Origin of the sequence: Acidithiobacillus albertensis (genome assembly GCF_001931655.1) — a bacterium.
In the GTDB taxonomy this organism is placed as follows: Bacteria; Pseudomonadota; Gammaproteobacteria; order Acidithiobacillales; family Acidithiobacillaceae; genus Acidithiobacillus; species Acidithiobacillus thiooxidans.
On record NZ_MOAD01000037.1, the window covers coordinates 1 to 7724 of the forward strand.

A 7724-nucleotide genomic window follows, 5' to 3' on the forward strand; every position below is an offset into this window, starting at 1 on the left:
CAACCGCCTGCAACTGATCGGCGGGAAACATGATGATGCCGGTACCCCTGCATCTCCCGAGTCTGATACTGGGGTTAGCGGTGGCGGTGGTACCGACCCAGCCCCTGCCCCAACCCAGACAGATTTTGATGATGACATAGCCTTCATCGTGAATGGAGAGGCTTGTTTTAATAGTAATCCTACCCATTCCCCACTACTGAAACGAGTTCGTTTTTAGCCTGGAGCCCCGGCATTGCCCGGGGCACTCCCCATATCAAGGCTGAGAAAGCAGAAAACGTAAGCACATAAATCAGCTGTAAACCCATTTACAATCAATGCAATAAGAAATATTTGATCTACAAAAACCTATAGAAAAGTGAACGCAAGATAAAGGGGTTGTGCTGCTACTGATTGCGTCGTAGTATACTATTTACTCATATTTCAACATAAGGAATGCAAACAATGCGTTACTCAAAAATCGCTGCACGTCTTGGCCTTGCAATGCTGTTGGCAACAGGATTGGCTGCCTGTTCGCATGAATACAATGGCCCATATCCCGGTCATTCAGTGGCTTGGTACACCAAACACCATTGGAAGGCGCAAAAACAAATGCATTGGTGCTCAAAAATTGATCGCGAAGGGAATCGTTCCATTCCCCAGCCTACCTGTAAGAATGCAAATGCTGGTTTCTCTGCTGCTATGAAAAAAGAGTATTCAGGAAAACACAATCCGACATCTGCAGCCAACATGCTTTAACACGAAATCACCCTCCCCTCTCGGCGCCTGACGGCGCCTTTTTTGCGTCGATAGCTCATGTTGCTGTTTTCAGAAAACACTACAAGTCGCCATCATCAAACCCCGATCTCTCTTGTGCTATACCAAAGCGATGTTTTTATCACGAGAGGATTATCCATGTTACGAAAAATCCGTGTAGTTGCCATTTCTTTAGCCATTTCCGGCTTTTCCATGGCCGCCTGTGCCACGACCGCAGGTATCGGCTTTACCAATATCGGCATCCATGCCGGGGATGGCCTGAACATGAGCCTACCCGGTGGCAGCTTGACCGCCACACAGTCTTTGGGTAGCGGTTACCAGGTGAACGGTCATTTTCTGGGTGCCGGTGGCGAAAACCAGGCCGATTTCTTCCTGGGCAACGTCGGTGTCGGCAAGGTGATTCATCTGGGTGAAGGATTGGGTACGGTCACGCCATCCCTGAATATGGGCTTTCAGTCCCTCAACGTCCAGGGCAGCAACCTGTCGGCAGCAACCGCCTTTGCGCGGGTCAAGTATGACTATGCCATCAACCACAACGTCAAGCTGTATGCCCAGGGTGGCTTTGGCCGCGACTTTGCGACCAGTGTGACCAATCTCTCCACCATCGGCGGCCTGATGTATAACGCCGGAGCCGGTGCGAACTTCAGGGTCGGCCCCGGCATGTTCAACGTCGGTTATGAATACAGCCAATTGCCTCTGTCCGGTGCGGCGGGTCTGCACCTTTCGACAGACCAATATCAGATTGGTTATTCCATGATGTTCTGACGTTTTTTTGTAATCTGCAGGCCGGATTTTCGGGTCCGGCTTTTTGTACTTTACATTCAAAGAAGGCGTTATGAAAAAACGATTTTTGTTAGTCGCCATTTTGTCCGCGCTTTTTGTTTCCCAGGAAGCGTTTGCAGCTATTGCTGTATCCCCACCCAATACATCTGTAGCCATTGGTAACGATTCCAGCGCCATCGGTACAGGTGACATCGCCATTGGCGGAGAGACTAATTCATCTGGCGACGGAAACATCAATATTGGTGGATACATTGCAGAAAACGGCAACACCAGTACACTCACCGAAAACAGTACGGTCGCCCAAAGTGCGGCCAATGTTGGCGGGTCCGGCAGCACATCCGGTACTGGCGGCACATCTTCTACTGCCATCAACAATAGCGATAATGCAACGGCTTATGGCTCCGGGGCGACGGTTTACAGCACTGGAGAACGCACTTTTCCGCCAGAAACCGGTACGGCCATTGGCGACGATGCGCAAACCAATAGTGACGTGGCAATTGGGACCGAAGCACAATCGGGTAGAGGTACCCAAAGCAGCGAAGCGCCGTTAGATAATACAGTCATCAACGGGTCTGTAAATGACGAAAATCTGCCTTTAGACAGATTTGGCGTCAACGATGAAACCGACGGCGAAACAGGCGAAGTCCCTGCACCACAAGATAACACCTCTATCGGCGGCGGTACGACGTATGGTAATGACAATGTTGCAGAGGGAAGTGGCGCAGACGCTACCGGAGATGGCAGCATAGCCATTGGCGGCGATGCTACCGCAGGCAAAACTGATTCCATCTCACTAGTGGACCCTTCTACCGCCGTAGGTAAAGACGCTACGGCGACCGGAACAGACTCAGAAGCCTATGGTTATGGATCCTCAGCAACCGGCAATGATTCAGAAGCTCTGGGTACAGACAGTGCCGTACAGGATAGCAATTCCGTAGCCTTGGGGGCACACAGCACCGCCAATACCGCGCCAACCGGTACATCGAGCGTCACTATTCGCGGTCAAAGCTATTCGGTTGCCGGGTCCAGCTCGGTCGGAACCGTAAGTGTGGGTTCCTCCGGCAATGATCGGCTGATTACGCATGTGGCGGCAGGCCAGATCAGCGCAACCAGTACCAATGCCGTGAACGGATCAGAACTCTATGCCACAAATCAGGCATTGAACAATCTGCAAGCGACCGCCAGCAGTACCGGTGTTTTGCATTACACAACATCCAGCGGCAGTACCAGCACTACGCCGACCGCTACGGCCAGCGCCGGAAACGCTACAACGGGTCCGGTCACGATCTCGAATGTCGGAAATGGAACCATTGCCGAGGGCAGTACCACGGCGGCCAACGGTAACGATGTCTGGGAATCCGAACAGGCGGCACAGGGGTATGCGAACCAGGCCCAGCAACAGGCCGATCTACATAGCAACGATTTGTTTAATCTGACCTGTCATCAAACCGACAATGGAACCGGCGATATTATATGTGGCCGGGGATCATCGGTGCAGGGCCAGGGAGCCATCGCGCAAGGCGACAACGCCGAAGCATCCGGTAATGGCGCAACGGCCTATGGTGCGGGTAGCCGGGCAGAAGGCAATGCTGCGGTTGCCGTAGGACCAGATGCTAGGGCCTACGGATATTCTACAACGGCCATGGGAGATCATGCGCAAGCCCTGGCTCCGAACAGTACGGCAGTCGGCCAGGATTCGGAAGCCCTGGGTAGCGGGTCCGTCGCTTTGGGTTATGGCTCCATAGCGCGTCGGCCCAATTCTGTTTCGGTCGGTAACGCAGCGTCCGGTCTGGATCGTCAAGTAACCAACGTGGCCTCAGGCACAGAACCGCATGACGCAGTGAATTTGCAGCAGTTTGAGGATGGACTGAAAGGTATAAAGGGCGATGCTCAGGCCATTGCCGATAAAGTAGGATCTGTCGATGCGTCCATGGCCGGCGCAGCCGCCGAAGCTGCAGCCGGTCAACATCGCAACACCATTGCCGGCAGCACGGCAGAGTATAACGGCCAGTCCAGTTTTGCTTTTGCCTATCAACATCGTTGGGGCAGCCATTGGGCGGCCATGCTCAGTGTCGGCAGCAACGGACAGCCCAAGAATACGGCGGTCGATGCCGCAGGCAGTTATAGTTGGAAATAACACTATCTCACTTTGCCGCGCCGACCTGGGTATGGGCTGGTCGCGCTGGTAGTTTCCTCACGATTGCGGCAGCGCTTGTACTGGCCGTAGACCACGCGCCACCTATGCGCTGGTTGTTTATTGTCTGGACAATCTCTAATGCGCTCTGGTTTTGGTATGGCTGGAAAATAGGCTCCGGTTCTCTGGTTTCAGCGCAAATAGTTTTTTTGATCATTGATGTAGTGGGTATAACGCATTATTGGATATTAGGAAATACCATATGGCTGAATTTGTTCGGATAACACACAAAGAAACTTTGCTCAGACTTTTCCAGGCGCTGGACCAGCGCATTAAAAATCGGGAAGGACAATCCACTGTTAAAGGATTCTGGCAATCTGGCAGCATGAATAGTCTTTTTTTGCCAGATACATCACCGGAGGCGATGTCTGTACGGTATATGGGTTTTTGGAAAGCTACGGCGTCCATGGCGCAGGGAAAAGTTGAGATACTGTCTGCGGTACTTGGGGGTAATGTTCGGATTGGTATTTTGTTACCGATTTCGTTTATCGAAAAGCACAGCGAAATACGTGAAGCTGTGTCTTGCCTTTATGACGGGAAACCTGCAGATATTGAAAGAGCCATCGGCGGAGTGATGCTTTTTGATTGGGTTTTTACAGATGCGCCATTTTCTGCGGAATGGATGTTGCGATGCACTCATGAAGATGCCGCTTATGACATTCTCGAAAATCATTTTTTATGGCTGGTCGTCCATCTTTTAGAGGGGCTAACACGGGCTTTGTCATCCTGCTTGGGTAGCGCCATTCCCTTTTTTGGTGAGAAATTCTTTTCGGCAGATGTCGCCGAGTCTTTGGGACTAACGGTTATTGACTGCTTTGAGATGCAAACAGAAAGTGGCGTGCAATGTGTCACTCTGGTAAAGGCTGAAAACGGGGAACTATCTGAAGCCACGCTAAATAAACTTCTGGCTGGCGAATGATACCGTTGCGGCGAGCGGCTATACCATACCCCCCCGGGCTATACCTGATCATTCAGACATTGGATCAGGAGATTGTCATGGCAGGGGAAGCGAAAACGCACGGCGGAAAAGACAAGCAGAAGAAGGATCTACGGGCGGAACTCGCTGAACTCTTACTGACTTCTATTGAGAAAAACGACGCCTGGTGGCAAAAGCCCTGGGACGCCGGTGAGATGGAAATGCCTTTCAATGCGATCACGGGTAAACCTTATCGTGGAGTCAATGCAGAAAATCTCATGATGTTTTCGCCAGACCCCGGAGACAATCGCTGGATGACTTACAAGCAAGCCGCAGATGCTGGTTGGCAGGTACGCAAAGGCGAACATGGTACGACCATTGAAAAATGGTCAGATTACAAGCCCAAGCGTACCGAAGAAGAGATCCAGAGGCTGCGAGACGCTGGAGCAGAGGATATCACTCCGGAAAAAAGACGTAATGGTGTGAAATATTACAAGGTTTTTCACGCTTCACAAATTGACGGTATTCCTCCAAAAGATCGGGAGCAAGAATTACCCGGTCGAAACAATGCTGTAGATGAACGCATCCCCAAATTAGCGGAAAACATGGGTGTAGGTGTGCAGCATTCTGGTTCGCGGGCATTTTATCGTCCTGTGGAGGACCGAGTGAATATGCCGCCCATCGAAACATTTCAGACTGGTCGCGACCACGACACGATTTTCCTACATGAACTCTCCCATTCTACCGGCCACCAAAATCGTTTGAATCGGGATTTGTCTGGCCGCTTTGGGTCTCAAAAATACGCGAAAGAAGAACTACGGGCGGAATTATCTGCTGCCATGACGGCTTTAAGCTTAGGTATCGGTTTCTCGCCAGACGCACAAAAGCAGGAAGAAGGCCGCGAAGTGATTGCTGGGGTTGATAATACGGCAGCTTATTTGACCAGTTGGCTGAGTGCTCTACCGGAAAAGGACCGCAAAAAAGAGCTCATGAGTGCCATCACTGATGCGCAAAAAATCAGTGATTACCTGATCGAACGGACGCCGGAATTATCGCTGGAGCAACAACAGGAAATGCCAGGCATTTCTCGTGGCGATTATGTGCGATTCAGAAATGCAGTTGGACAGGAGGTGGAAGGTATCGTACTGGACAATGCCCAGCCCGGCGAAGCCACACGATTGCGGCCCATTGATCGATTCCCGAGCGGCGCTCCCATCCTGGGCGGGGGGGATAACCTCGTGCCCATGGTACTGCCGGATAACCTGGTAGAGCACATCCCGGGTGCCGTCACTCCCGGACCTGACCTGGACGCCATTGATCCCATCACGGAGGCTTATAAACAGACCATGGGTATGGATGATTCTCGCAATCAGGCCGATCAAGCGGTACTCGCTGAGGTGGAAAAGGCACGTGAAAATCCAGAGAGAAATCCGAGGATGGCGAACATTCAAAATCTGCAGGTAGGCGATTTGATTCGCACCCGCGAAAAGAGCCTGAATGAACAGGGAGTCTTTGCAGATCGTGAACGACTGGGCATTGTTACCCACCTGCGAACCAACGATGACGGCGAGCTATCGGCAGTTGCATCCCGATGGATTTACCCTTACCAGGAAGGGGAAGTCCCATCACAGGACTTTAGGGGATTTGTCATGTCTGCGGGAAAGGATGACGTACACCAACTGGCCGATCTTAAAGAACAGTTGATCGAAGTCCGCAAGGGCGTTGTCTCTCCGGATTTAGCCTCTGACAATCTGCAAAATCGGGAAATTCGTGAGCAGTTTGAAAATGCGGTCAATGCCTATGAACGAAAAATTGTTCTTGAGGGGGGTGAGCCACTGATCAGTCAGGACAATAGCGTGAAACCAACCCCTGCAGACAACGACAAATATTTTGTCTATGAAGAACACACACTGGGCTTTATCCGCCAGGATGAGGCACCTGATTTTTTCATGTCATTGTCCGGCGATGGAGGATTTCATTTGCTGGACAGCGAAAAGGCCAACTTGCGCCCCGCCACGGAGGCGGATTTTGAAAAATATCGGGTGGGTCTGCCCCCGGATTTCCGGAAGACGCTTACTCTTGATCAGTTGCGCCAGGATATTCAGGAACACCAGAATTCGCCAGAAAAGCTGGAGGGATACCTAGCCCGTGCAGTGGAAAACGGTTACCTATTCTCTGCCCCAATGAAGACCGACAATCAGGTTACCGTGAAGTTTCCGCATGATGTATCTGAGGATGGTGGATACCAACTGGCTTCTTTCAAGGGTGAATCCGTAAGAACAACTTCTTTCCATACACTGGAAGGAGCCGCTGCAAGCTTTGCTGGAATAGCGGATTTGAATGATTTGAAGATTGATCGGGCGCCTGAACAGGCGTCAACGTTGAAGAAGACGCTCACTATGGATGCGCAGACTTTAACAAAATCATGGCTGGATACCCGCTTTGGAACAGATAAAGCAATGGGCGTAATTTATGATGAAACGGCCCATGAAGGTGAAGGCGGCAGCATTTTTAAGGATGGAACAGATGCCATTGCTTGCACGAATTACGCACTGCAGGTGCAGCAGGCTTTGACGGGTCATTCTGTTCGCGTAGTCGGATTTAATGTGGCCGATAACCCAGATTGTGCAGTATCCAAGGAAGGGTGGCATGAGGGGCACGACTTCGCGCTGATCAATAACGAATGGCTTATTGATCCATGGGCGAAGCTGGTAGAAGGTGTGCGAGAACAGATTGTTTACGATTTGAAAGATCCCGAAGATTTGCGCTTGGCACAAGAAACATATGGCAACCCCAAAAATTGGGTAGAAGTCTATGGACCGGATGATAGCCTTTCGATGTTCAATCCTGATTGGGACCGTTCTGGATTGGAAAAAATGGTGGAAATCCAACTCGACACCGATCTGGTGGCTTTCCTGCAAACCCGTCACAGCATTCGGCAAGGTGAACATCCTGATTATGCCGGTTTTAGTGACCCTGTTGCCAATGCGGAATCCTTCGTAACCCGTCAGGGGCGTACCGACCCACAACAGGCTACACAATGGGCCAAAGCCATCCAGGATAATCCTGTAGAGTATG

At 51.2% G+C, this 7724-nt stretch carries 5 protein-coding genes and 1 pseudogene; all 6 read left to right on the plus strand.

Going from position 1 to position 7724, the window contains the following annotated elements; all coding sequences use genetic code 11:
* Positions 1-217: pseudogene (locus tag BLW97_RS19845) on the plus strand (hypothetical protein); the annotation flags it as partial.
* A 224-nt stretch (positions 218-441) separates the two neighbouring features.
* Positions 442-735 carry a hypothetical protein gene (locus tag BLW97_RS16910; RefSeq protein WP_075324019.1) on the plus strand — a complete coding sequence of 98 codons (294 nt, stop codon included), beginning with the start codon at positions 442-444 and terminating at the stop codon, positions 733-735.
* Between the two features lie 156 nt (positions 736-891).
* Positions 892-1518 carry a hypothetical protein gene (locus BLW97_RS16915; RefSeq protein ID WP_075324020.1) on the plus strand — a complete coding sequence of 209 codons (627 nt, stop codon included), beginning with the start codon at positions 892-894 and terminating at the stop codon, positions 1516-1518.
* 70 nt (positions 1519-1588) lie between these two features.
* Entirely contained in the window at positions 1589-3673 is a 2085-nt protein-coding gene (locus tag BLW97_RS19550; protein WP_075324021.1) for a YadA family autotransporter adhesin, read from the plus strand.
* A 259-nt stretch (positions 3674-3932) separates the two neighbouring features.
* Positions 3933-4649: a hypothetical protein gene (locus BLW97_RS16930; protein WP_075324022.1), complete on the plus strand. Its 717-nt coding sequence runs from the start codon at positions 3933-3935 to the stop codon at positions 4647-4649.
* Positions 4650-4726: 77 nt separating this feature from the next.
* Positions 4727-7724, plus strand: a 2998-nt coding sequence (locus BLW97_RS16935) for an ArdC family protein (RefSeq protein ID WP_143214966.1), incomplete at its 3' end; no start/stop codon positions are given.

Excerpts from the sequence above, each read along its gene's own strand:
- BLW97_RS16910 (WP_075324019.1), top strand. The coding sequence starts at position 442 with ATGCGTTACTCAAAAATCGCTGCACGTCTTGGCCTTGCAATGCTGTTG.
- BLW97_RS16930 (WP_075324022.1), top strand. The coding sequence starts at position 3,933 with ATGGCTGAATTTGTTCGGATAACACACAAAGAAACTTTGCTCAGACTT.
- BLW97_RS16915 (WP_075324020.1), top strand. The coding sequence starts at position 892 with ATGTTACGAAAAATCCGTGTAGTTGCCATTTCTTTAGCCATTTCCGGC.
- BLW97_RS19550 (WP_075324021.1), top strand. The coding sequence starts at position 1,589 with ATGAAAAAACGATTTTTGTTAGTCGCCATTTTGTCCGCGCTTTTTGTT.